Raw genomic sequence first — 22621 nt, 5'->3', positions numbered from 1 at the left:
CCCATCATCTGTCCGAGGAAGGTTTTGGATGACCACCCAGACCGCCACCGATGATCCAACTGCCGCCATGCGTCGGCGCCTTGCCGCCTACACCCGCTGGATCGAGCAGATCTGCCGGGACGATCCCGGCGCCCGCACCGCTCTGCGCTCCGGGCTGCGCCGCAGCCTCGACGACGTGCCCCGCATGCACCGCTTCGTCGCCCCGTGGCTCCCCCAGGACAGGCGGCCATCCGAGTCCGAGGAGCGGGCCTACTATGCGGTGGCCGCGATGATCGCCGCACAGCCCCGCAGCACCTACACCGGCCCCGAACCCGGCCCTGAGTCCCCACCTGGCGTTGAGCCGGGCGCGGACTCGCCAGGTGCTCAGCAGGCACCCGCTCCCCGCTACGGCACCAGTCTCGGTCTGGCCTTCGCGCTCGCTGTGACCACAAGCCCCGGCCGGGAGCGGGAGATGCGGGAGTCCACCGCCGAGTCCCGCCTGAACCTGCTGACCCGGCAGAGCACCAACGGCCTGCACCGCCACCTGCCCGCCGCCGTCTGCTACCTGCGCGAGGTGGGCGTACCCATCGGTTGGGCTCAGCTGCTGGCCGACCTGATCGCCTGGCCTGTCCACTCCGGGCGGATCTCACGGCGCTGGCTGCAGGACTACTACCGCCAGCGCAGCCAGACCCTGCGCGAGCAGGCCGACCACGCCGATCAGAACGAGGCCGACAACCCCACCCCCTAACGCGCGGCCTGCGTCTGTGCGTCCATCCACCTAAGAAAGAGGCACCCTGTGCTCGCTCCGGCCCGCTTCATCGACATCCACGTCCTGCAGTCCGTCCCCTTCGCCAATCTGAACCGGGACGACACCAACTCCGTCAAGACAGTCCAGTACGGCAACACCCTGCGCACCCGTGTCAGCAGCCAGTCCTGGAAACGCGCCATCCGTAGCGTTTTCGAAGACCACATCGGACAGGCCGCACTGCGGACCCGCCGCATCGGTGAACGCGTCACCCGCGAACTGGAAGACCGCGGCTGGCCCACCGAGCTCGCCCAGCGTGCCGGCGGCCACGCCGCGGCCGCCAGCGGCATCAAGTTCGAACTCGCCAAATCCCCCGCCGACGCCAAGCAGACCGTCCCCAACAAGGTGCTCACCAACGCCATGGTGTACGTGCCGGAGGCCGCGGTCACCGAGCTGGCCGAACTCGCCGAACAGCACCGCGAAGAACTGCAGGCGGCCAAGGACATCAAGAAGCCCGCCGACAAGAGCATCCTCCCTGTCAGCGCGGTGGAGACGGTGCTGCGCTCCCGCAACGGTGTCATCAACCTCTTCGGACGGATGCTTGCCGAGATCGACGACGCCGGCGTGGACGGCGCGGTCCAGGTCGCCCACGCCCTGACCACGCACGAGACCGACGTCGAACTCGACTACTTCTCCGCCGTGGACGACGTCACCGCCGTCTGGAACGACGCCACCGGCAGCGGCCACATGGGCCACGCCGAGTTCAGCGCCGGCACCTTCTACCGCTACGCCACCCTCGATCTGCGCGACCTGGCCGCCAACATCGGCGACGACCAACTGGCCGCTCGGGAGCTGACTGCCGCGTTCCTGGCCTCCTTCATCACCTCACTGCCCCAGGCCAAGAAGAACTCCACCGCCCCGCACACCATCCCCGACCTCGTCCACCTTTCCGTCCGCACCGACCGGCCCCTCTCCTACGCGGCCGCGTTCGAAAAGCCCGTCCAGGCGAGCGCCCGGGGCGGCTTCGCGGACGTTTCCCGCACCCAGCTCGCCGCCTATGCCCAGGCCGCGAACACCCTGCTGGGCACCGCCGGCATCCTCACCTCCGGCTGGGCCAGCCTGGAGACCAAAGACCTCACCGGCCTCGGCAATCGCCGCGACTCCTTCGACGACCTGATCACCACCTCTCTGGACGCGGCCCTCACCCGCCCGGCCGAGGCGAACGCGTGAGCGACACCACCGCGGCAGGGCTGCTGCTGCGGCTGAGCGGGCCGCTGCAGTCCTGGGGCGAGCGCAGCCACTTCAACGAACGCGACACCGCCCGCTTGCCCACCCGTTCCGGCGTTATCGGCCTGCTCGCCGCCGCCCTCGGGCGCCGCCGCGGCGCCGACATCGACGACCTGGCCCGGCTGTCTCTCACCGTCCGCGCCGACCGTCCCGGAGTGCTCCTGCGTGACCTGCACACCGTCGGCGGCGGCCTGCCCGCCAAAGCCACCGTCACCACCGCCGAGGGCAAGAAACGCAGCGGCGACACCACCACCCTCCTCACCCACCGCACCTACCTCGCCGATGCCGTCTTCACCATTGCCCTCACTGCCGCCCCCGGCGACAGCAGCCTGCTCACTCGCACCGCCACAGCCCTCAGCTCCCCGCAGTGGCCGCCCTACCTCGGCCGACGCTCCTGCCCACCCGAAGGCCCCCTCCTGCTCGGCCGCTTCGACGACGTCCTGTATCACCTCGTCCGGCTGCCGATCTCCGCACCCCGCCCCCAACACGGCCCACACGGCATCGAGTTCCTCTCCGACCACCCCCTGGACCGCCTGCCCGCACCGGACGGCACCTGCCCACCGGGCGCCGACACCGGCAGCCACTCTTCCGGCGAGGTCAACGACCACCCCCTGAACTTCCACCCACGCCAGCGCGCCTACCGCGCGCGCCCCCTCTACCGGCGCGCCCTTCATCTGCCCGCCGACCAGTTCACCGGCCTGGGCACGGACCACCTCAACAGCCTCGCCGCCTACCTGCGCGAACACCTCAACCACCCCGAAAGGAACCACCGTTGAGCGTCTGGCTGACCCGCATCGTCCCCGACCCGCGCTCCCGCGACGCCCGACGCGATCTCAGGGGCAACGACTCGGCCATGGGCCTGCACCGCCGCCTCATGTCGCTCTACCCCTCCGACGCCGGACCCGACCCACGCGCCCGCTTCGGCGTCCTCTTCCGCGTCGAAGACACCCCAACCGGGGCACACATCCTGCTGCAGAGCACCCACGAACCCGACCTCACGCGCCTTCCCGACGGCTATGGCCAGTCCGTCACCCGCCCTCTCGATCCCCTCCTGGACGCCCTCAAACCCGGCCTCACCATCCGCTACCGCTGCACCGCAAGCCCCGTCCGCAAACCCGGCGCCACCACCCGCGCCCTCTACAGCCTCCCCGCCGTCGTCCCCCTCAACGGCTCCGCCGCCGACGAATGGTGGACCCGCCAAGCCGACGCCGCCGGACTCAAACCCCTCACCCTCCACCCCCACCCCCTCGACGCCGCCCAAGGCGTACGAACCAACAACGGCAGCAGCGAGAAACAGCGCATCCGGCACAACCGCACCCGCTTCGACGGCTCCGCCGCCATCACGGACCCCGACCTGCTCCGCCAGAAAATCACCGAAGGTATCGGCCGCGGCAAGTCATACGGCTGCGGCCTCCTCAGCGTCGCCCCCACGCGCGAGGCCCCGTGAACACTGCAGCCACATCAGGAGCACAGCCGAACCACGCTCGCGCGCGGCGCAAACTCGCCTCCCCCACCGTCGCCATGCTGCCGCGCATCGCCGATTCGCTGTCCTTCCTCTACCTGGACATCGTCCGTATCCACCAGGACGACACCGGAGTCTGCGCAGAAGTAACCAGCGAGCGCCGGGGCACTGAGAAGGTCTACATACCCACGGCTGCCCTCGGCTGCGTCCTGCTCGGCCCGGGCACATCCATCACCGCCCGCGCCTTGGCCACCTTCGCCCGCCACGGCACCACTGTCCTGATCACCGGTGCCGGCGGAGTCCGCTGCTACGCAGCCACCCTTCCTGACTCCCTCACCACGACGTGGCTCGAACGTCAGACCCGTGCCTGGGCAGACGACACCCGTCGACTCGCCGTCGCCACCGCCATGTACGAAAAACGCTTCGGCGAGGCCGCCGTCCCGCCCGGCACTACACTCGCCCAACTGCGCGGGCTGGAAGGCCAACGTGTCAAAGCCCATTACCGCCTGCTCGCACAGCAGTACAAGATCGGCCGCTTCCGTCGCGCTTACGACCCGGCATCCTGGGACACCCAAGACCCTGTCAATCTCGCCCTCTCCGCCGCCAACACATGCCTCTACGGCATCGTGCACGCCGCCATCCTTGCCCTGGGCTGCTCCGCTGCCCTCGGCTTCGTCCACAACGGCAACCAGCAGGCGTTTGTCTACGACATCGCTGACCTATATAAGGCCGACCTGACGATCCCTCTCGCATTTTCCCTCAGCTCCTCTACAAATCCCGAAGCTGAAGCGCGACGCTCCTTCCGTGACGGGCTGCGGCTGTTCAAGCTCCTACCGCGCATCGTCGCCGACATCCAGGGACTCCTTGGCCTCGAATCTGCCTACGACATCCCCGACCCGGAGGAGCAGCTCGTCGATCTATGGGACCCCATCTCCGGACCAGTTCCCGGTGGCATGAACCACAGAGCGGTCACATGACCCCACGGACGAAAGAACACCCCCAGTGGCCTCAATGATCGTGCTCTCCGCCACTGCCGTCCCCGACCACCTCCGCGGAGCCCTCACACGATGGCTGTTGGAAGTCACCCCGGAGCTGTACGTAGGGACCGTGTCCGCCCGGGTTCGCGACGAACTTTGGACTTCCGTTGCCGCATGCACTGGTGACGGCATCTCAGTTCTCGCCTACCCCAGCGACAACGAACAGGGCTTCCAAATCCGCACCGCAGGAACACGCCGTCGCCACACCGTCGACTTCGACGGTCTCACCCTGATCGCCTTCAACCGAGACAGCAAAGAAATCGCAAACCCTCTCTAGAATCACAGGTCAGGAAGAGTGCTCTCCGCGCCAGCGGAGGTGGGTCGCTGGTCTTGGTCGTCGTCGACGTGGACGAACGGTGCTCTCCGCGCCAGCGGAGGTGGGTCGTCACCATCGACGTCGAACTCGACGAGGACGCCGTGCTCTCCGCGCCAGCGGAGGTGGGTCGATGTGACGGTGGGTAGTTGTCCGCCCGGGAGAGTGCTCTCCGCGCCAGCGGAGGTGGGTCGGCGTGGGGTCTGCTGGTCGTAGGGAACCTCTTGTGCTCTCCGCGCCAGCGGAGGTGGGTCGGTCCACGCCGCGCATCGCGTCGAGACTGTCCTGTGCTCTCCGCGCCAGCGGAGGTGGGTCGCAGCCGTGGACGCGTTCCCCCTCGGCGCCGGCGTGCTCTCCGCGCCAGCGGAGGTGGGTCGATGCTCGAGGGGGCGCTGACACGCTGGGTGGCGTGCTCTCCGCGCCAGCGGAGGTGGGTCGCGGGAGCAGCGCGCCGCGGAGATCCTCGCCGAGTGCTCTCCGCGCCAGCGGAGGTGGGTCTCAACGGCCACGGTGCCGTTGACCTCGATCGCCGTGCTCTCCGCGCCAGCGGAGGTGGGTCGTTGGCGACGTCCGCGTCCACCGGGCTCTGGCTGTGCTCTCCGCGCCAGCGGAGGTGGGTCGCCGCCCTAGCCGATGCCGTCGCCGCGGTGGAGGTGCTCTCCGCGCCAGCGGAGGTGGGTCGGTGCCCGGGGGCACGCCACCGGTGGCGTGCCAGTGCTCTCCGCGCCAGCGGAGGTGGGTCGTCGCTGGGCGCCGCCTCAGCGTCGTCCCAGCGGTGCTCTCCGCGCCAGCGGAGGTGGGTCGCTGCACCGGGGGCGCGGCCGGCTGGTCGGGGGGTGCTCTCCGCGCCAGCGGAGGTGGGTCGGAGCGGGACTGGCTGGTCTGCCACTCGCTGGGGTGCTCTCCGCGCCAGCGGAGGTGGGTCGACTTCGAGGGCGCGGCGGTTGCGGGCGGCGCCGTGCTCTCCGCGCCAGCGGAGGTGGGTCGTCCAGATGGAACACGTTGGAGACAGCCGGGGCGTGCTCTCCGCGCCAGCGGAGGTGGGTCGTCCGTCGGTCAGGAAGTAGCTGCGGAACGGGAGTGCTCTCCGCGCCAGCGGAGGTGGGTCGCCGCTGTCCGTCGAGGAGCAGCTCGTCTCGGAGTGCTCTCCGCGCCAGCGGAGGTGGGTCGCGTCCGGAACCGTATCTAAGCGTGTGAAGTCAGTGCTCTCCGCGCCAGCGGAGGTGGGTCGCTCGCCGCGCTCGGGAACCTGCGGAGTGCGATGTGCTCTCCGCGCCAGCGGAGGTGGGTCGTTGTGGTCGGGGAGGGGGTCTCTACCGGAGGTGTGCTCTCCGCGCCAGCGGAGGTGGGTCGCCGGAGGCGTTCGTCAACCTCGGGACCCTGGTGTGCTCTCCGCGCCAGCGGAGGTGGGTCGACCTCGTACCACGCGGTTGCGGTGAGGATCCCGTGCTCTCCGCGCCAGCGGAGGTGGGTCGGCCGGGGTGGAGGGCTCCAAGACCGTCGTCCAGTGCTCTCCGCGCCAGCGGAGGTGGGTCGTGGGAGAGCACCCCGGTGGCGAACGACACGAGGTGCTCTCCGCGCCAGCGGAGGTGGGTCGTTGTAGGTGGTGCCGTTGCCTACGGTCGGGTCGTGCTCTCCGCGCCAGCGGAGGTGGGTCGTCCTGGCAGTCGGACTTGGTGGCGTCCTTGGCGTGCTCTCCGCGCCAGCGGAGGTGGGTCGTTGCCGCCGCCCTCGGTGGGCGCCTGGCAGACGTGCTCTCCGCGCCAGCGGAGGTGGGTCGCCCTGCTCCACGCCGGGCACAGCGACCTCCACGTGCTCTCCGCGCCAGCGGAGGTGGGTCGCCGCTTCGACGGGCGTGCACTGACCGCATAGCGTGCTCTCCGCGCCAGCGGAGGTGGGTCGGACATCCTTGGTATGGGGTATGACCGCCTGTCGTGCTCTCCGCGCCAGCGGAGGTGGGTCGTGCATTCGGCCCGCGTCGATGATGAGTTCCGGGTGCTCTCCGCGCCAGCGGAGGTGGGTCGGAGGCGTGACCGTGGCCACCTTCACCTCCGAGGTGCTCTCCGCGCCAGCGGAGGTGGGTCGTACAAGCGCCTCGATGCACGCATCGTCACCGTGTGCTTTCCGCGCCAGCGGAGGTGGGTCGGCCGGATACCCGGTGCCGTGGTTCGTGGCCTGGTGCTCTCCGCGCCAGCGGAGGTGGGTCGCCGATGAGGTGAGCGCGGTTGTGCGGGGTGGCGTGCTCTCCGCACCAGCGGAGGTGGGTCGACGGTCTTGTACCGCCGTTGCCGTTCGGGGTGTGCTCTCCGCGCCAGCGGAGGTGGGTCGACGACGTCTTCCTTGCGGAGCGCGACCTGCTGGTGCTCTCCGCGCCAGCGGAGGTGGGTCGGCGCGGATCGCCGTCTTGTACTCGTGCGCCGAGTGCTCTCCGCGCCAGCGGAGGTGGGTCGGCGCGCGCCTGGAACTCGGCCAACGCGAGCAGGTGCTCTCCGCGCCAGCGGAGGTGGGTCGCTGGAGCAGGAGCGGGAGAAGACACGAGCCCTGTGCTCTCCGCGCCAGCGGAGGTGGGTCGCTCTCGTAGATCGCCATCAGCCGGCGTCCGGCGTGCTCTCCGCGCCAGCGGAGGTGGGTCGCAGGAGCACGGTCGATGCGACGAGGGCGCAGAGTGCTCTCCGCGCCAGTGGAGGTGAGTCGTTGTAGGTGCCGTGAATCTCCTCGATGGAAATGCTTTCCGCGCGAGCGGAGGCCTGGGACAGCGGCGCCTCCGCCTGGACGCCGAAGGAACGCAAAGCCTACGCCAACGACCTCGACGGCCCCCGCGACCTGATCGCAGTGTCCGCCGCCTCCAACCGGTCCAAGACTGACAAGGACCACAACGACTGGATGCCCCGTACGCCGGCTACGGGTGCCATTACCAGACCGACTGGGTCGCCGACAAAACCCGGTGGGGCCTGTCCGTCGACCCCACCGAACAAGCCACGGTCACCGAGGGCCTCAGCCGCTGCCCTGACCAGCCCATCCACATCATCCTCGCCCGCTAGCCCCGCGTCGCGGGGCGCAGCCTTGCCTGGCGCCGTTGTCACGACGGCGCCGGGTGGCGGCCCGTCCTGCTCGGCTGGAGAAGGGGTGTGTGCGACGCCGTACTCGCGGGCGAAGCGGTTGGCCTCCGCGACGGAGCCCGTCATCCGGTGCAGCCACAGCCCATACGCCACCGACTCCATCTGCTCTGGTGTCAGATACAGCCGCCACCGCTTGATTCCGTGATCACACGAGGCCGTACGGACCTGCTCCGCCAGCCCCGCGGCCGGCGGCACACGGAGTTGGCCGGTGAGGCCGACGAACATGCGCAGTGCCGCCATCTGCGTCGGGATGAGCTCCACCAGCTGCCGGTCCGGGGCTGCCTCACCGGGCGGAAGCTCGGCCCGGGGGCGGGACTGGCCGTAGGCGAGGGTGTCGTGGCCGTAGGGAGTCAGGCGGGCCACCCACCGCACGGGCCGGCCCTCCAGGACCGACAGCTCCGCGCGGTCCTCCCGGCAGGCAAGCTCCACCAGGCCCTGGTTCTCCAAGGCGTTCACCTGCTTCTGGTGCGGCGGGAGGAGCTCCGTGTCCAGCGTCCAGCCGTGCTCAGCCGCCTGCCCGCGCTCCCACAGCGCCTCCAGCACCGACAGCGCCCTCTCCCAACTCCTCATCGCACCCCCCGCCTTGTGCGCCGCGCCCGCACGTGTGCGCCGACCGTAGACGCCGAGACCGGTGTGGAAGGTGCGAAGGAGAGAAGGCAAGCCCACCGAGTGACACCAGCCGCCAGACGCGCGCCGGGCGGGACGCCGCCCGGCAAACACTGCGGCCCCCCTGCCGGATCCGGCAGGGGGGCCGCAGTGTTTGCCGATGCTGCACTCAGGGGGTGAGGTCCAGTACGCGGACCGGCTCGTCGGCCCATGTGCCCCCGTGCTCCTGGTGTGCAGAACGGCCGGGCGGCCGGGCTGCTGCCTGGCCATGACGTGTTGGTTCGCTGTGCCGAGGACCGTTCACCGGGCGGTGTAGGGCTGCGACGGTGATGTCGGCTGCTGTACGGGGAATCCGGAGCCGTACGGTGCGGCCGTTGCCCGGCCCCCTTCGTCGTCGCCGAGCATCATGTCGGGGTCGAACATGACGATCACGGCGGCGATCAGGAGGACGATGAGCGGGCCGGCGAGCATGACCAGGAGGAACGACACCAGGCTGGAAGACGACTGTGACGACGCGGTTTGGCCGGTGACGTGGACGGAGACCGCGGCCATGCCGGTGTAGTGCATACCGGTCACTGCCAACCCCATGACCAGGCTCGCGCCGAGGCTGGACCACAGGCTGTGGATGGAGACCGCGGCCCACAGCGCCGCCGTGGCGGCCGCGACGGCGATGACGACGGACAGTGCCACCGTCTGTGTGTCGTAGTGGATTCCGCCGTTGGTGTGGATGGCGGCCATGCCGAGGTAGTGCATGGCCGCGACCCCGAGCCCGGTGACCGTGCCTGCCACGCCCAGGTTCACCGGTGAGCTGCCCCGGTAGCCGACGAGGAAGACGCCGATGGCGACGACGGCGATCGCGACGGCCAGGCTGAGGAGTGTTTTTGTCGTGTCGTAGCTGACCAGCGCGCCCTGGACGCTGAAGCCGATCATGGCGATGAAGTGCATGGTCCAGATGCCGCAGCCGATCGATATGGCACCCAGCGCCAGCCAGCCGGCTCTGCGGTGCGGACGCCGCAGCGACCTCGTCGTGCACCGCAGCCCAAGGCCCGCACCGAGGCAGGCCATGAGATAGGCAGTTACGGGGGTCACGGCACCGTAGTAGAAGTTGGAGACGGTGGCGGTCATGGAGGTTCCCTTCACGTGCGCCGACGGCAAGCGGCACCGCCGACTGGTTGTGGCGCACACACCCGCCCGGCCTCAGGCGGGCCATGCCGGGCGCGCCCCGGAGCGGGGCCCCTGACGAGGAGACTTCAGGGGGCACCGGGCTGCGCTGCGGCAGAGGCGAGTGTGGATCGCCCGTTCTCTCCCCTGCCGCGCGTACGGAGCGGCTCGGCCCGGCGGACCTGACCACAGCGCACGGCTGCCCTGCCGGGGAAGCAGGACACGGGGAACCGGACGATCGGATCAGGCCACCTGGCCGAGTTGTGCACGATTCAAGCACATGATGCACACCATCTCCCCATATGGCGGGCAACCGTTCGCCGAATCGATACATCGTCACCCTTCGCCGCAAAACAGAACTCGCCCACCGGGCGTCGCAGTTCCATTCGGCACACTCAACGCAGCAAGCAGCAAGGCTCGCCGGAACCCGCACCTGCTCCGCCATTCGTCCGGCTGCGCGCGTTCATGCCAACGTGGGCCGGGTGCGGTGCCGGGCGCGGGGCGCCTGTCCAAGTGGTCAGGCCCATACGAGCGGGCTGGCGGCGACGAAGGCATCGTGTGCGGCCCGGGCGACGTCGGCGTGCCGGTCGCGGTCGGCCCGGTCGGAACGCGGCGACTCGTGCTCGCGCCTGGCGGCGCGGCCGTTGCCGGACTGCGCGTGCGCGGTGTGCGTCACCAGGATCCCGGCGTCCACCCCAGACCGGCTGAGCGCAGCAAAGACAGCGCGGCCCCACGGCAGCGCCAGGTCATTGACGGCCAGAACGACGGGCGGACAAACCGAACGGTCGGTGCATGACCTCTGCGCGGCCACGGATAGGTGGTCTGTGCGCCGCCTGCCGGTCGTTCGCTAAACCGGCGGTGACGTGAGTTGCCGGCAGGGCGAGTTGATCGAAGAGCTGGCCTGGGCTGTTGCCTGTTCGACCCGCCTCGACCACCCGTTCAGCCCGTCGCGAATCCACCGTCACGGCTGGGTCTTGATCGTCTTGGTTCGACCACCGCAGCTCCGTAGGACCCAACACGCCGACCTGACCATGCAAGGCTCGCCTTTCAACCACAACGGGAGGCATTCATGCTCACTCAGATCGCGCCGGCCTGGCTGCTGTAGCAGTAGCAGTAGCTGGAGCACTGCTCATCCCAGTCGCCACGGCAACCACCGCGGAAGCTGCCAGCTGCGCCCACCACACCGTAGGCGCCTGCCGGGAGAACAGTTCGCACCCGCGAGGCGCCACGGCGAAGTGCCGGGACGGTGAGTACTCGTTCAGTGCGCACTTCCGCGGAACGTGCAGTCGCCACCACGGGGTCCAGTACTGGTAGAAGTAGGCAGCGTGGACGAGTCAGCCGCTCTGCTCTACGCCGTAATCCGCCCCCTCAGCACTTCCCGTCGGGATGCGGCTGGCCGCAGCCAGACGGGGAACACCCTCACCGCCCCCCGAGCCTTGCCGTTCAAGCGACTGAGTGTGTCAGCAAGCCTGTTGCTGAGCTGCTGGACGCCCGGGAGCTGGTCTGGACCTCGTCTCCGAGGCCAAGATCCGGGCCATTCCCGGACCAATTCGCCATTCGCCGCCGACAACGCTCCCAGTTCCGCAGGTCAGATGAGGCGCCTCGCGTGTACCACCAGCAGACCAAGAACTTGCTCGTCTCGTACTCGCCGAAGAAGCTGGGCTTCTTCTAGGCGCACCAAAAAAGGCGCCTGACCTGGCCTTTGACCCGTCAGGCGCCTTTCCCTCAGCTTGCTCTCGGCCGAGCCCGGCGTGCGTGCTAACTCCGAGTTCCTCCCACCTGTACCGCTCCTGACCAGTACTTCCGGACCAGTCACGGACCAAACCCACGCTTCAGCCCTCGGTTGCTTCGCCTTGGCTGACACGCCCCCACTCCTGCATCGACTGCTCGATGAGGCGGTTCGCCTGTTCTCGAACGCCGTCGAGGAACTTGGCGTAGTGACGGAAGAGAACCTCGATGCTTTGGCCGGCGCGGCGGGCGCATTCGGCCGGGTCCACTCCGGAGTAGAGCCAGAACGAGATCCCCGCGTGCCGGAGATCGTAAGGTCGCTAAGTACTGCAGCCTCCCGCCATGCGGTGCTCGAGCGGAGCCAGAGGGCTTGCGGGAACCCGCAATGCCCTGATCCCCGCTACACCTCGGCCCTCGGTCGCAACGGCTCCTACCTGCTGGAAGTAGATCACATAGACGATCACGCCAAGGGTGGCGACGACCTGCCCAGGGCCGTGATCGCTCTGTGCCCGAACTGTCACGCGCTGAAGACCCGTGGCACGGTGGCCGACTCGTTCCGTGACCTCCTTCGCGCCACGGCGCTCGTCAGGCATCAGGAGTTGCTCACCAAGGCTCATTGAACGTGCCCTTCGCCAGCACCGGCAGGCCAACTGTGTTGTGCGCAGTGCTCAGCGGAGCTCGTTGAGGGCTTCTTCGAGCAGGTGAAACCACACGCGTTCTTGTTCGAGTCGCACGTTGGGGCCGAACTCTCCGTACACCAGGCTGTCGTACCACGACCTGGTGGAGACCAACTTCGCCCGGTTCGGAGCAGCGCTCGGCCTCTACAGCGTCTTCCCCGTCCGCGCCAAAGGCTTCGTCATCACGCCCCAGCCAGATGACACTCAGGCATGGTCCGCCACCGTCGTGTTCGGCGTGCACCCCGACACATCCGCCGACCTTCGCGACACCCCGACTGTCGACCTGGAACTCGCCGAGGAACCAGACGTTCCCCACGACATCTGGCAGCAGGTCCACTCCCCTCCCTCATCCCGTATTCCGGCTTCCATCCGCGCAGGAGGAACTCCTCTCAACCGACCTTGAACGGCAGGCCACGAATCTCGCCTACAGGTGGTTGGTCCGCGACTTGAAGGCCATCGGCCGGCTCGACCAAACGATCACCTTCCATGACTGGACAGCGACGCCAGTGCTCCGACGAACCATCAGCTGCCTCCGCGGCCAAGGCTTCGGCGTTCTAGCGTGACGTCCGGTTCACAGTGATCCGCCCGCTTGGTGGCGTTTCGGCATGTAAAGCAGGCACGGCCCTGGAAGAGATCACAGAGTTCTCGACGCCCCGTGATCCCCGTGGAAGACCGTGCCTGCCGAAGCATCATCCCTGATCGCGCCTACCTTTGATCGGCTCTGCCACCTGATCACCGAACCTCCTCGACTACTGCTTCGTCCCTTGACCCTCGGCTGGCGCCGCGAGCGATGGGGCCCACCGGGACGCCCGTTCGCGCGTCCCCGGGAACAGCGATCAGACGACCAGGGGTTGAGGTGTCAAGCGTTCAGAAACCGCTGGAACCGCTCGTCGAACTCCCGCGGGTCCTCGGCCAGCGACGCCTTGACCATGGCGGTGAACTCGTCCACGACCACCTCGAACGCGTCGGACTCGACACCGTCGAGGGTGATACGGGCGACGTCGGCCGGGTCCATCTTGGGCACGTCGTAGCCCTTCATCATGTCGGTGTCGGCCGCGCCGAGGTGCACCGAGATGACGCGTGTGCCCTGGCCGGCCAGTTCCTGGCGGAGCGCGTTGCCCATGCTCCACAGGGCGGACTTTGAGACGCCGTAGGCGCCGTTGCCGGGGAACACGAACCAGGACGCCGAGGAGGCGATGTTCACGATCGCGCCCCCGCCGTTGGCCGCGAGGACCGGCGTGAAGGCGCGGGACACTGACAGCGAGCCCCAGAAGTTGACGTCCAGCGCGGCGCGGACGCCATCCAGGTCCCCGAGCAGAGGACCGCCTCCGATACCGGCGTTGTTGACCAGCAGGTTCACGTCGGCGGCGACGCGAGCGGCGTTCGCGACGGCCTCCGGGTCGGTGACGTCGAGGGCGAGGACCTGGACGCCGTCGAGGTCGATCGACTCGGGACGGCGGGCGGTCGCGTAGACCTTGGCGCCTCGCTCGACGAGCTGGGCGGCGAGGTGGCGGCCGATGCCGCGGTTGGCTCCGGTGATGAGCGCGGTGGATCCGTTGAGGTTCATGTCGCGTGCGCTAAAACCTGACGTCGACGTGAGAATCAAATCGGGAGCCTGCGGGGGGCGCTATGCGGATCGGGCAGGTGGCCGAGCGCGCCGGGGTCAGCGTCCGCGCGCTGCGGTACTACGAGGAACAGGGGCTCGTCGTCGCCGACCGCGGTCCCGGCGGCCACCGGCAGTACCCGGATTCCGCCGTCGAGCGGGTGAGATTTATCCAACTGCTTTACGCGGCAGGGCTGTCGAGCAAGGCGATCCTGCAGATCCTGCCCTTCCTGGACACCCTCGTCGCGGCCCCTCGCATGGCACGCCGGCTCGAGACCGAGCGTGACCGGAGCAAAGCCCAGATCGACGACCTGACCAAGGCTCATGACCGGCTCGAGGAACTGATCCGCCTCGCGGCCGCGTACGAGGACTCCCCGGCGACCTGCGAGGCGAACGAAGGCCCCGCCATGTCGTCAGCCCCGCGGCTCCCGCGCGAGCGCATCCCGGGATTGCGGCCAAACAGGCGCTGACGGCGGTCGCAGGTCGACCCGTCGGTCTCACATGCGTTCGTGCGGCTGAAACCCCGGAATGACCACGAGGGAATTCACGCGCGCCTACTCCAGTCAGGGGCAGGCCCACGGCCTCGGCAAAGTCCGGTGACGCCCGTCTGATGGTGATCGTCTGGGTGGGAGCCGGGCGGGGAGGCGAGGCGGCCACGGCCTCCGTGATCATGGAGTTCTCGACGCCCCGTGATCCAAGTGGAAGACCGTGCCCGCGAACGCATCCTCCCTGATCCAGCCCGCTCTTGAGCGGCTCGACGGCCAGCCGCAGGCCGCACCCGGTGAGATACCGCGGCTGCTGGAGCGCCTGGCCGAGGTTCCGCACCCGCGAGATCCACGCGGGGTGCGCCACCGGCTGATCGTGGTGCTGGCGCTGACCGCGTGCGCGGTCCTGGCCGGGGCAACCTCGCTGCTGGCGGTCGGCGAGTGGATCGCAGACGCCCCCTCCCACGTGCTCGAACCGCTCGGCCTGCGCCCCGATCCGGTGATGCCGCAGCGGGACCTGTCCGCCGAGAGCACAGTGCGTCGACTGCTGACCCGTCTCGACGGTGACGCCCTGGACCCGGCACTGGGACGCTGGCTGGCCGACCGCCGCACGACAATAGGTGGCGATCGTCGCTGTCAGGACGGAAGCCGTAGTCCCGGTGATTCTGAGGAGGAGAGGCGACCGCACGTCCAGGGCGGCCAGGGAACCGGCGAGACCGGCATGCTCGGTAGCGTGACCATCTGCTGCATGGAGTGTCCATGTGTCCGGCTGGTCCGTGCGACGGCTTCCGACGGAGAGTGATGAGGCTGCAATGAGTGAACTGACAAAGCCCGAGGTCGACATTCCGGAGGGTGACGCTCCTACCGAGCTGACCATCCGGGACCTGGTCGTCGGGGACGGGCCCGAGGTGAAGCCGGGCATGGTGGTCAGGGTCCACTACGTCGGGGTGGCCTTCGAGTCCGGTAAGGAGTTCGATGCCTCCTGGAACCGGGGTCAGCCGTTCAAGTTCGCCCTGGGCAGTGGCAAGGTCATCAAGGGCTGGGACCGCGGGGTGAGGGGGATGAAGGTCGGCGGTCGGCGCGAGATCATCATTCCCCCGCGTCTCGGCTACGGCAATCAGTCGCCCTCGCCGCTGATCCCGGCGGGCTCCACCCTGGTCTTCGTGGTGGACCTGCTGGACTCGTATTCCAGCACAACCGGGTGGAGCAACGCCTAGGGACTGCGCCGCCTCCGCAGCGTCCGAACGGTTCCGCTGCGACTCATCGACCGCCGAAGGCCACAGGCGACCGACTTCCTCAACGGCCTGCCCGGAGCCGCCGCCCGGACGTCTGAACCCGGCGGCCGCGCTCGGCAAACGGGGGAGGTCCCCGGCGGAATCCAGCTCGTCACACTGCCGATCACAGCGCCGGTCCGAGAAGGCCCCGCCCAGCAACAACACATTGCGCAAGCCGATCCGGACCATTTCCGGACCAGCCCCCCGTCAGAGAACCGCACCAACTGCTTTTTCCCCTGGTCAGCTTGGGTGCAACTGCTGTACCACCAGGAGACCACGAGCTTGCACGTCTCGTACTCGCCGAAGAAGCTGGGCTTCTTCTAGACACATGCGAAGAGGCGCCTGACCTGGGGTTTCCCGGTGAGGCGCCTTTCGCTCAGCCTGCTCTGGACCGAGTCCGGCCTGCGCGCCAACTCCCCGTTCCTCCCACGGCCGTACCCCTTCTGAACAGTGCTTCCGGACCAGTCACGGACCACACCGCCGGGTGAAAACCTCGATGCCCTGGCCGGCGCGGCGGGCGCACCCGGCCGGGTGGCTGCCCGGGTCATGCCGAACCACGCTGGAACGCGACGGGTCCCCCGCCCGGCCGCACGCACGGGAGTGACTGACGGCGGCGGGTCGGGGCGGTCTCAGGCCCAGAAGGGCCGTGTTCTCGCAGTTGTCGGGGCGCGGCCCCTGGAGGGAGGAGCAGGGGCGGTGGGTGGGCGGCGCGATACGGTCCCCGGGCGGCATGGGTGAGGCCTCCAGTGGGTGCGAGTGCCAGGCGCACGCCCTCGCGTCCTGCGCCCGGGAAGATCATTGTTACCGTTCGCCGATGTCCGACTCTTCACGCGACACCGCCCGGGGCGCCGGCAGGGGCAGCCCGGAACCGGTGACTACAGAGGCCTGATGCCCGCCCGCGTCGAGAAGCTCTTGTGGCTCGACCCCAGGACGATGTGGCCTGCCCGCAACGGCGCGCTGGCCTCGTGGTTCGGGGACCCCACGGGCCGTACCCGTGCCCGGTGGGTGGAGCAGCGGGGGAACGCCGACGCGGTGGTGCGGCGCGACGACCCCGACCGTTTCTCCTTCATGGTCATCGGGGACACCGGCGAGAGTGACGAACCTCAATACGCCGAGGTACCCGGCTTCCTGAGGGTCAGTGAGGGGTCGAGTTTCGCGGTCCTCGCCAGTGACGTGATCTATCCGGTCGGCAGTTACGACGACTACGGAACGAAGTTCCACCGGCCGTACCGCGACTACCCGGCCGCGATCTACGCCATACCCGGCAATCACGACTGTTATGAGGATCTCCACGGGTTCATGCCGGTCTTCTGTGACGCTTCGGCCCTCGCGCCGGAGTCCGAATCGCGGCGCACGGCACAGGAACGGCTGCGTTCGTTGCTGCGGCACACGCCGGACAAGGGGGAAGATCAACGGGACGGGCGACGGCTGCGGATGCGCCGCGTGTTCATCCTGACCGAGGAGCAGTCCATGGCCGTCATGGCGGAGCGGCTCGGGATTCCGCCGATCCGATCCGCGGGGACGCCGGTCCGGGTCACCCGGCGGCATCGGCTGGTCGCGGCGCTGCTGGGCGCGGCCGGGCGGCCCGACCGTGCCTCGCGCCTGCGTCTCCCGGTGCGCAAGGCGTACACCAAAGTCTTCTCCCCGGGGTCGGCGACCTAGAGTCCGCCGTTCTTCAAGTCGTTCCTGCTCTGGACGTCACCCCGTCCTCGGTCCGGTTGCGCTGCTTCGCCCCCACCGGCAACCGGGAGCAGGAGATCGACCCGCCGGTCGAGGACGAGGTGGTCATCCCGCTGCCGGGCGTGTCCGCGAAGCGGTCGGGTCGGTCGTCGGTCCGGGGCGCGTCGTCATGAGGTGATGTGTCAGGCGTGGGCGTCGATCGGGGTGTGTCGGCTCCGGCCACCGAAGGGTACGGGTGCGGGACCGTCGTCAGGTTGTCGGGAGGATCCTGTGGAAACTGTCCACGGGGTGCGCCCCGACGGGACCCGCACCCGCGGAACGCCTCGGTCCGTGAGGGGCGGCGGCGGTCCGTCCGGGGTCGTGCGACCCCGGACGGACCGTTCTTCACGCGCGCGATCCGCGGCCGTGCGTCAGCGCAGGCCGAACGCCCGGATCACCGTCTGGTGCACCGCGTTGCCCGCCGAGTCCTGGGCGCTCGCCCTGAGCGACACGTAGGACGCCTTCTTCGGCGCGTCCAGGCGGTACCGCCCGTCGTGATCACGCGTGGCCCGGTGCCACGTCGTGCCGCCGTCGTAGGACATCTCCAGGGTGACCGCGCCGACCCTGCCGGCGCCGACGGCCCCCGGCAGCTGGGCCGCGGTGGCGGACAGGGCGTCGTGCCGCCCGGCCCGCCCGGCCGAGTCGGTACCGACCTCGTAGTCGATCTGCACCAGCGGCAGCACCGCGTCGGAGCCGTCCGCCGTCGCCTGCGAGGTGAAGTCCCACTCGGTGCGCGTGCTGGAGGAGTACGGGGTGAACGCCACATCGCGCTTGCTGGTGACGACCAGCCGGTACGGCAGCTTGCCGGCACCGGGTGCGTCGCCCGAGACGTTCGTGAAGGTGCCCGTGCCCAGCTGGGTGGTGCCCTGGTAGAGGGTCTGCCGCTGCTCCGCTCCGCCGTCCATCTGGCTCATGCCGACGTGGTCGTGGCTGCCCCAGGCCGGGGCGTCGATGTACAGGTGGTCGCCCTTGCGCGTGGGCATGCTATAGACGTCGTTCAGGTAGGGCCGTTCGATCGGCTTGAACCACTCCTCGGACTGCGTGCTGCCCGCCCGGTAGGAGGTCTTGGCCCCGGCTTCGAAGACCAAGCCGTCCGCGTACGCGCTCTGGCTCCAGCGGTTGTAGCCCCCGGTCGAGACCCAGTCGGTGCGCTTGCCCCGCACCGGTTCCGGCATCATTCCGCCGATGGCCCAGTTGTTGTAGGTGGGCCAGTCGAACCGGAACTCGCCGCCGGTGCTTCCCGGGGCCGGGCTGTCGAAGGTCTCGTCGACCCGGGCGAGGTTCTTGGAACCGCCCTGCACCACCATGCGGGCGGGGATCTCGTTGTGCCAGGTCTGGTCCAGGTCGTAGACGTACGGGCTCACGGGCGCGGAGCCGACCGTGACCGAAGCGCCCGAGTCCTGGGCCTGCCGGACGAGCTTCTCGCCCTCGTCGGTGCTGAGCAGGCCCACGTCGAGCCGGACGGGTGTCGAACCGAACGGCGCGTTGTAGCGACGGAATCCGCGCCCGTCCACGTTGTTCACGACCAGCATGAGCTTCGCGCCCGCGGCCGTCGCGGCGGACGCCTGGTCCATGTCGGACACGTCGTCGTTGCGGCGTACCACCACGGCCTTGCCGTGCACGTCGAGGTGGGCGTAGTCGGTGCTCGCGCCCTGACCGGCGAAGACCAGCGGGAGCTTGACGGTGCCCTTGGGCAGGGGGGTGACGCCGTCCTGGCGCAGCACGTCGGTGAAGTCGGTGGTCTTGGTGGCGACGGACAGCGCGGGCTGCTCCTTGCGCCAGCGGGCCGCCAGGTAGAAGTCGCCGTGGGTCACCTTGTGGGTGGTCGGCTGGGCCCACAGGCTGTCGTAGTTGGTCTGGGTCTCCATGTAGTCCCGCCAGATCTGGCCGCCCATCAGGCGGGTGTAGTCCAGTCGCTGGTAGGTCGCCTCAGTCGGCTGAGGGGCCGTCATGTCGATGCGGTCGATCTTGGAAGCGTCGAGCGTGACGGTGGTGTCGCGGTCCAGGCGGACATCGGGGTCGCCCAGCAGCGCCATGCCCCACGAATGGGGACCGTGGACACCCTGCACCGTCTTGAAGGACAGCACCGAGTACACGTCGTTCGGCAGGTACATCTGGCCCGTGCCGGAGGCGTCGATCTCGACGAACATCGGGGAGTCGTCACCGGACCTGAGCAGTTCGACCACGCCGGACATGGGCTGCCCCTTGGCGTCCTTGAACGTCATGGTCAGCTTGTGCTCGACGTCCCCGAGGGAGACGGCGGTGTGCGCCGCGACCGTCCCGGCAGCGGTCTTCGCGATGACCTGGCCGGTGTACCGGCCGCCGGTGGTGACGCCCGAGCCGTCGATCGTCACGGTGACACCGGCGGTACCGTGCGCCGGCACGACCACCTGGGAGACGGAGAGCCGGAACACCCCGGTGGGGGCGTGTGCCGCCTCGACGCTCAGCGCGAGGGTGACGGCCGTGTCCGTGGTGTTGGTGTACGTCACCGGGCGCTGCACGCCGCTGGCGGGATTCTGCGGAACCTGCGCGGCGTAGGCGGTCGCCGTGGCGAAGACTCCGGCGTGCGAGGCTGCGGCGACGTCGAGCCGGCCGCTGCCCGCCTGGAAGGCGTCGTACCGCGGGGTCTGCCGCGAACTGCTGGCCAGCAGATCCTTCAGCTGACTTCCGGTGAGATCCGGATGTGCGGCGGCCATCAGCGCGGCGGCGCCCGCCACGTGGGGCGTGGCCATCGAGGTGCCGCTCATGGTCTGGTAGGCGCCCTCACCGTTGCCGTCGAACTGGGAGTTGGCCGCGAGGATGCCGACCCCAGGGGCGGTGATCTCCGGCTTCAGAGCGCCGTCCACGCGGGGACCCTGGCTGGAGAAGTCGGCCACGGAGTCGTCGGAGTCGACGGCACCCACGGTCAACGCGTCGCTCGCCGCGCCCGGTGCGCCGATGGTGCCGGCTGCGCCCGCGTTGCCGGCGGCGACGACGAACAGCGCGCCGGTCTCGGCGCTGAGCCTGTCGACGGCCTGGCTGAGGGGGTCGGTCCCGTCGGACACCTGGCCGTCGCCGAGGCTCATGTTGATGACCTTGGCGTGCTGGTCGACCGCGGCCCATTCCATGCCGGCCAGGACCCAGGAGGTCTGACCGGACCCGGAGTCGTCCAGCACCTTGCCTATGTCGAGGCGGGCGCCGGGCGCGACACCCTTCTCCTTGCCGTCGGAGGCCGCGCCGGTACCGGCGATGATGGACGCGACATGTGTGCCGTGACCGACGTGGTCGTCCGTGTTCTCGTCCGGTACGAAGCTCTGCCGGCCCGCGACGCGGTCCGCGAGGTCGGGGTGTCCCGCGTCGACACCGGTGTCGAGGACGGCCACGTCCACACCCTGTCCGGTGTTGCCGTCCGCCCAGACCTGGGGGGCACCGATCTGCGTAGTGCTGTCGGCGAGGTCGGCGTGGACGAGGCCGTCCAGCCAGATGTGCGCGATCCCGCCGGCGAAGGCCGGTGCGGCGGCCTGCTTGCGGGCTCCGTCGGTCGTCGCCGTCCCGGCCACAGACTTCCAGAAGTCCGCGGCGTGCGAGCGGTCCGCGGTGAGGGCGACGCCGTCGATGCCGTCGAGGGTACGGACCCGGGTCACCCCGTCGGGCAGAGCGGCGGCCCTGCTGCGCGAGTCGGCGGAGTGCGTGTAGGAGACGATGAGCGGCAGTCGGTCACGGTGCGCGTCGTCGTACCTGTCGGCGATCATGGAAGTGATGTTGAACAGCTGCCGGTCCAGGATGCCCTTGGCCACGAAGGGCAGCACGGACTCGGGGAACACGTAGAGATCGTCGCCCGACGTCAGGATGTGGGTCTGTACCGGACGTCCGTCGGCACCGCGGACGCTGACGGTGCCCCCGTTCCTGCCGTCGCTGCCGGGGCTCTGTCGGGTGGTGACCACGTCACCGGTGATCAGCGTGACGGAGTGGTCGCCGGCGGGCACCCGGTCGGACGCGGATGCGGCGGTCGGGGAGTCGGCGGCGTCGGAACGGGCCGCCGAGGACGCCGAGGCCGTCGCGTCGTACGGGCCGGCCAGCGCGAGCACGAGAGCGCCGGCGGCAACCGGCACACTCCAGCGTCTGCGGTGGTGTGCTTTCACAAGGTCTCTCCCGGCTCTGCGGTCGGCCAGAGCACGGGCGTCCTCTGCCGTCCAAGTGGCGCCGCCTGACCGGTCGTCGGCACCGAGGATGCTCGGGGCCCCTCCACAGGTGGCGTGAACGTTCAGAGTGAAAGCTTGTGAATGAGGAATGTCTAGATCAGACTCGTGTCGTAGATCGCCAGATGGCGATTCGCGCCACGGCCGTCCCGACGGCTCGCCGGGCCGTGATCTCTGGGAGGACGTCCGGTGCTGAGCGCCCTGGGGATCAGCGAGTTCGACGAGCGGGTCTACCGCGTCTATCTGACCAAGTCGGACCGGACGGCGGCCGAGATCGCCGAGAGCCTGGGCACCACGCCCAGCCGGGTCAGGCGCACGGTCTCCCGGTTGGTGGAGCTGGGCATGCTGAGAAGGGAAGGGCACGGCCAGTACCGGCCGGTCAGCCCGCACACCGCACTGCGGGCGCTGCTGGCCAGACGCCGAGCCGAGACCGAGGCGGCGTTCACCTCGGTGTGGGGCGCCGTCGACGACCTGGCGGACGAGTACCGCGCGCGTCGGCTGCAGGAGGATCCGAGCGGACTGGTGGAGGTGATCACCGGCGAGGCGGAGATCGCGCTGCGCGTCGCCGAACTGCTGCAGTCGGTCCGCACCCACTTCTGGGTGCTGGATCGACCCCCCTATCTCGGGCTCTACAGCACCGAGTTGGAGGAGGAGCTAACGATGGACCTGCTGGGCCGCGGCGTCGACATCCGGTCGGTCTACACCCCGGAGGCACTGGCGCAGCCGGAGCGTTTCGAGCTGATCACCCACCTCGCCGGGATCGGCGAGCAGGCCCGCATCCTGCCGGCCCTGCCGTTCAGACTGCGTATCATGGACCGCCGCGTCGCGCTGGTCGCGCTGGTACCCGGCCGCTACGACAGGATCGCCGTCGTCCACCAGTCGGGCCTGCTCGACGCACTCCTTGAGTTGTTCGACTCCTACTGGCAGCGTGCGCAGCCCCTCGGCGCGGCCGCTCCGGCGACGCCCGACGGCCCGAGCGCACAGGACCTCCTGCTGTTGAAGATGATGCAGGCGGGTTACAAGGACCATGCGATCGCCAGGATGTTGGGGACGAGCGCGCGCACGGTGACCCGCCGCATCGCGGCGATCGCGTCCGGCCTCGGTCTCGACACGCGCTTCCAGGTGGGGGCCGAGGCGGCCAAGAGGGGCTGGATCTAGTACTCCAGCAGCGGTTCGCTATCTGGCCTGGTCAGAGATGTTGTCCGGAGTGTAGTTGGCTGATGGTGCGTCAGGGGCGGTCTTGCCGGA

General features: G+C 69.4%; 18 protein-coding genes, 2 pseudogenes and 1 CRISPR repeat array. Of the genes and pseudogenes, 14 read left to right on the top strand and 6 right to left on the bottom strand.

What is annotated here, in order from left to right; genetic code table 11:
- Positions 1 to 28 precede the first annotated feature (28 nt).
- The 6 genes from casB (at position 29) to cas2e (ending at position 4787) form a co-directional block, all read left to right on the top strand.
- Positions 29 to 727 carry a type I-E CRISPR-associated protein Cse2/CasB gene (gene casB / locus ACZ69M_RS50060; protein WP_470060371.1) on the top strand — a complete coding sequence of 233 codons (699 nt, stop codon included), beginning with the start codon at positions 29 to 31 and terminating at the stop codon, positions 725 to 727.
- Between the two features lie 48 nt (positions 728 to 775).
- On the top strand, positions 776 to 1954 hold the full coding sequence (cas7e, locus tag ACZ69M_RS50055; RefSeq protein WP_470060370.1) for a type I-E CRISPR-associated protein Cas7/Cse4/CasC: 1179 nt from the start codon (positions 776 to 778) through the stop codon (positions 1952 to 1954).
- Entirely contained in the window at positions 1951 to 2787 is an 837-nt protein-coding gene (gene cas5e / locus ACZ69M_RS50050; RefSeq protein ID WP_470060369.1) for a type I-E CRISPR-associated protein Cas5/CasD, read from the top strand. Before cas7e ends, cas5e begins: the two co-directional genes overlap by 4 nt.
- Positions 2784 to 3458: a type I-E CRISPR-associated protein Cas6/Cse3/CasE gene (gene cas6e / locus ACZ69M_RS50045; protein WP_470060368.1), complete on the top strand. Its 675-nt coding sequence runs from the start codon at positions 2784 to 2786 to the stop codon at positions 3456 to 3458. Before cas5e ends, cas6e begins: the two co-directional genes overlap by 4 nt.
- Positions 3459 to 3532: 74 nt before the next feature.
- The gene (gene cas1e, locus ACZ69M_RS50040; protein WP_470060377.1) at positions 3533 to 4450 is read left to right on the top strand and encodes a type I-E CRISPR-associated endonuclease Cas1e; all 918 of its coding nucleotides are present in this window, start codon (positions 3533 to 3535) and stop codon (positions 4448 to 4450) included.
- Between the two features lie 25 nt (positions 4451 to 4475).
- Positions 4476 to 4787, top strand: a complete 312-nt coding sequence (cas2e, locus tag ACZ69M_RS50035) for a type I-E CRISPR-associated endoribonuclease Cas2e (protein ID WP_470060367.1) — start codon at positions 4476 to 4478, stop codon at positions 4785 to 4787.
- Between the two features lie 18 nt (positions 4788 to 4805).
- Positions 4806 to 7517: a CRISPR direct-repeat array (repeat unit 29 nt; unit sequence GTGCTCTCCGCGCCAGCGGAGGTGGGTCG).
- A gap of 98 nt (positions 7518 to 7615) precedes the next feature.
- On the opposite strand, the gene ACZ69M_RS50030 is transcribed toward cas2e, so the two are convergent.
- From ACZ69M_RS50030 to ACZ69M_RS50020, 3 genes are all read right to left on the bottom strand, one after another.
- Positions 7616 to 8602 (bottom strand): DUF6417 family protein, encoded by a 987-nt coding sequence (locus ACZ69M_RS50030; protein WP_470060366.1) that lies wholly within the window; start codon positions 8600 to 8602, stop codon positions 7616 to 7618.
- A gap of 246 nt (positions 8603 to 8848) precedes the next feature.
- Positions 8849 to 9673: an MHYT domain-containing protein gene (locus tag ACZ69M_RS50025; protein ID WP_470060365.1), complete on the bottom strand. Its 825-nt coding sequence runs from the start codon at positions 9671 to 9673 to the stop codon at positions 8849 to 8851.
- 553 nt (positions 9674 to 10226) lie between these two features.
- Complete coding sequence (locus ACZ69M_RS50020) at positions 10227 to 10403, bottom strand: hypothetical protein (protein ID WP_470060364.1); 177 nt, start codon at positions 10401 to 10403, stop codon at positions 10227 to 10229.
- A gap of 371 nt (positions 10404 to 10774) precedes the next feature.
- Between ACZ69M_RS50020 and ACZ69M_RS50015 the strand changes: the two genes are divergently transcribed.
- Positions 10775 to 11023 (top strand): DUF3761 domain-containing protein, encoded by a 249-nt coding sequence (locus ACZ69M_RS50015; RefSeq protein WP_470060376.1) that lies wholly within the window; start codon positions 10775 to 10777, stop codon positions 11021 to 11023.
- Between the two features lie 518 nt (positions 11024 to 11541).
- On the opposite strand, the pseudogene ACZ69M_RS50010 reads toward ACZ69M_RS50015, so the two are convergent.
- Positions 11542 to 11757 (bottom strand): annotated as a pseudogene (locus ACZ69M_RS50010) (tyrosine-type recombinase/integrase); the annotation flags it as partial.
- Here ACZ69M_RS50010 and ACZ69M_RS50005 point away from each other — a divergent pair.
- Positions 11737 to 12057, top strand: a complete 321-nt coding sequence (locus tag ACZ69M_RS50005; protein WP_470060375.1) for an HNH endonuclease signature motif containing protein — start codon at positions 11737 to 11739, stop codon at positions 12055 to 12057. The pseudogene ACZ69M_RS50010 and the gene ACZ69M_RS50005 sit on opposite strands and share 21 nt — an antisense overlap.
- 160 nt (positions 12058 to 12217) lie before the next feature.
- Complete coding sequence (locus tag ACZ69M_RS50000) at positions 12218 to 12517, top strand: hypothetical protein (protein ID WP_470060363.1); 300 nt, start codon at positions 12218 to 12220, stop codon at positions 12515 to 12517.
- A gap of 456 nt (positions 12518 to 12973) precedes the next feature.
- On the opposite strand, the gene ACZ69M_RS49995 is transcribed toward ACZ69M_RS50000, so the two are convergent.
- The gene (locus ACZ69M_RS49995; RefSeq protein ID WP_470060362.1) at positions 12974 to 13681 is read right to left on the bottom strand and encodes an SDR family oxidoreductase; all 708 of its coding nucleotides are present in this window, start codon (positions 13679 to 13681) and stop codon (positions 12974 to 12976) included.
- Between the two features lie 62 nt (positions 13682 to 13743).
- Between ACZ69M_RS49995 and ACZ69M_RS49990 the strand changes: the two genes are divergently transcribed.
- From ACZ69M_RS49990 to ACZ69M_RS49975, 4 genes and pseudogenes are all read left to right on the top strand, one after another.
- Positions 13744 to 14187: a MerR family transcriptional regulator gene (locus tag ACZ69M_RS49990; protein ID WP_470060361.1), complete on the top strand. Its 444-nt coding sequence runs from the start codon at positions 13744 to 13746 to the stop codon at positions 14185 to 14187.
- A 238-nt stretch (positions 14188 to 14425) separates the two neighbouring features.
- The gene (locus ACZ69M_RS49985) at positions 14426 to 15004 is read left to right on the top strand and encodes a transposase family protein (RefSeq protein ID WP_470060360.1); all 579 of its coding nucleotides are present in this window, start codon (positions 14426 to 14428) and stop codon (positions 15002 to 15004) included.
- A 10-nt stretch (positions 15005 to 15014) separates the two neighbouring features.
- On the top strand, positions 15015 to 15419 hold the full coding sequence (locus ACZ69M_RS49980) for an FKBP-type peptidyl-prolyl cis-trans isomerase (RefSeq protein ID WP_470060359.1): 405 nt from the start codon (positions 15015 to 15017) through the stop codon (positions 15417 to 15419).
- An 871-nt stretch (positions 15420 to 16290) separates the two neighbouring features.
- Positions 16291 to 17329 (top strand): annotated as a pseudogene (locus ACZ69M_RS49975) (hypothetical protein).
- Between the two features lie 237 nt (positions 17330 to 17566).
- Here ACZ69M_RS49975 and ACZ69M_RS49970 read toward each other — a convergent pair.
- The gene (locus ACZ69M_RS49970) at positions 17567 to 21316 is read right to left on the bottom strand and encodes a S8 family peptidase (RefSeq protein WP_470060358.1); all 3750 of its coding nucleotides are present in this window, start codon (positions 21314 to 21316) and stop codon (positions 17567 to 17569) included.
- A 246-nt stretch (positions 21317 to 21562) separates the two neighbouring features.
- Between ACZ69M_RS49970 and ACZ69M_RS49965 the strand changes: the two genes are divergently transcribed.
- Positions 21563 to 22531, top strand: coding sequence for a helix-turn-helix domain-containing protein (locus ACZ69M_RS49965; RefSeq protein ID WP_470060357.1), 969 nt, complete (start codon positions 21563 to 21565; stop codon positions 22529 to 22531).
- Positions 22532 to 22621 lie beyond the last annotated feature (90 nt).

It is taken from the genome of Streptomyces sp. NPDC107454 (assembly GCF_055582885.1).
Note: the sequence above shows the minus strand (reverse complement) of the source record. Positions and strands in the feature narration are given on the sequence as shown.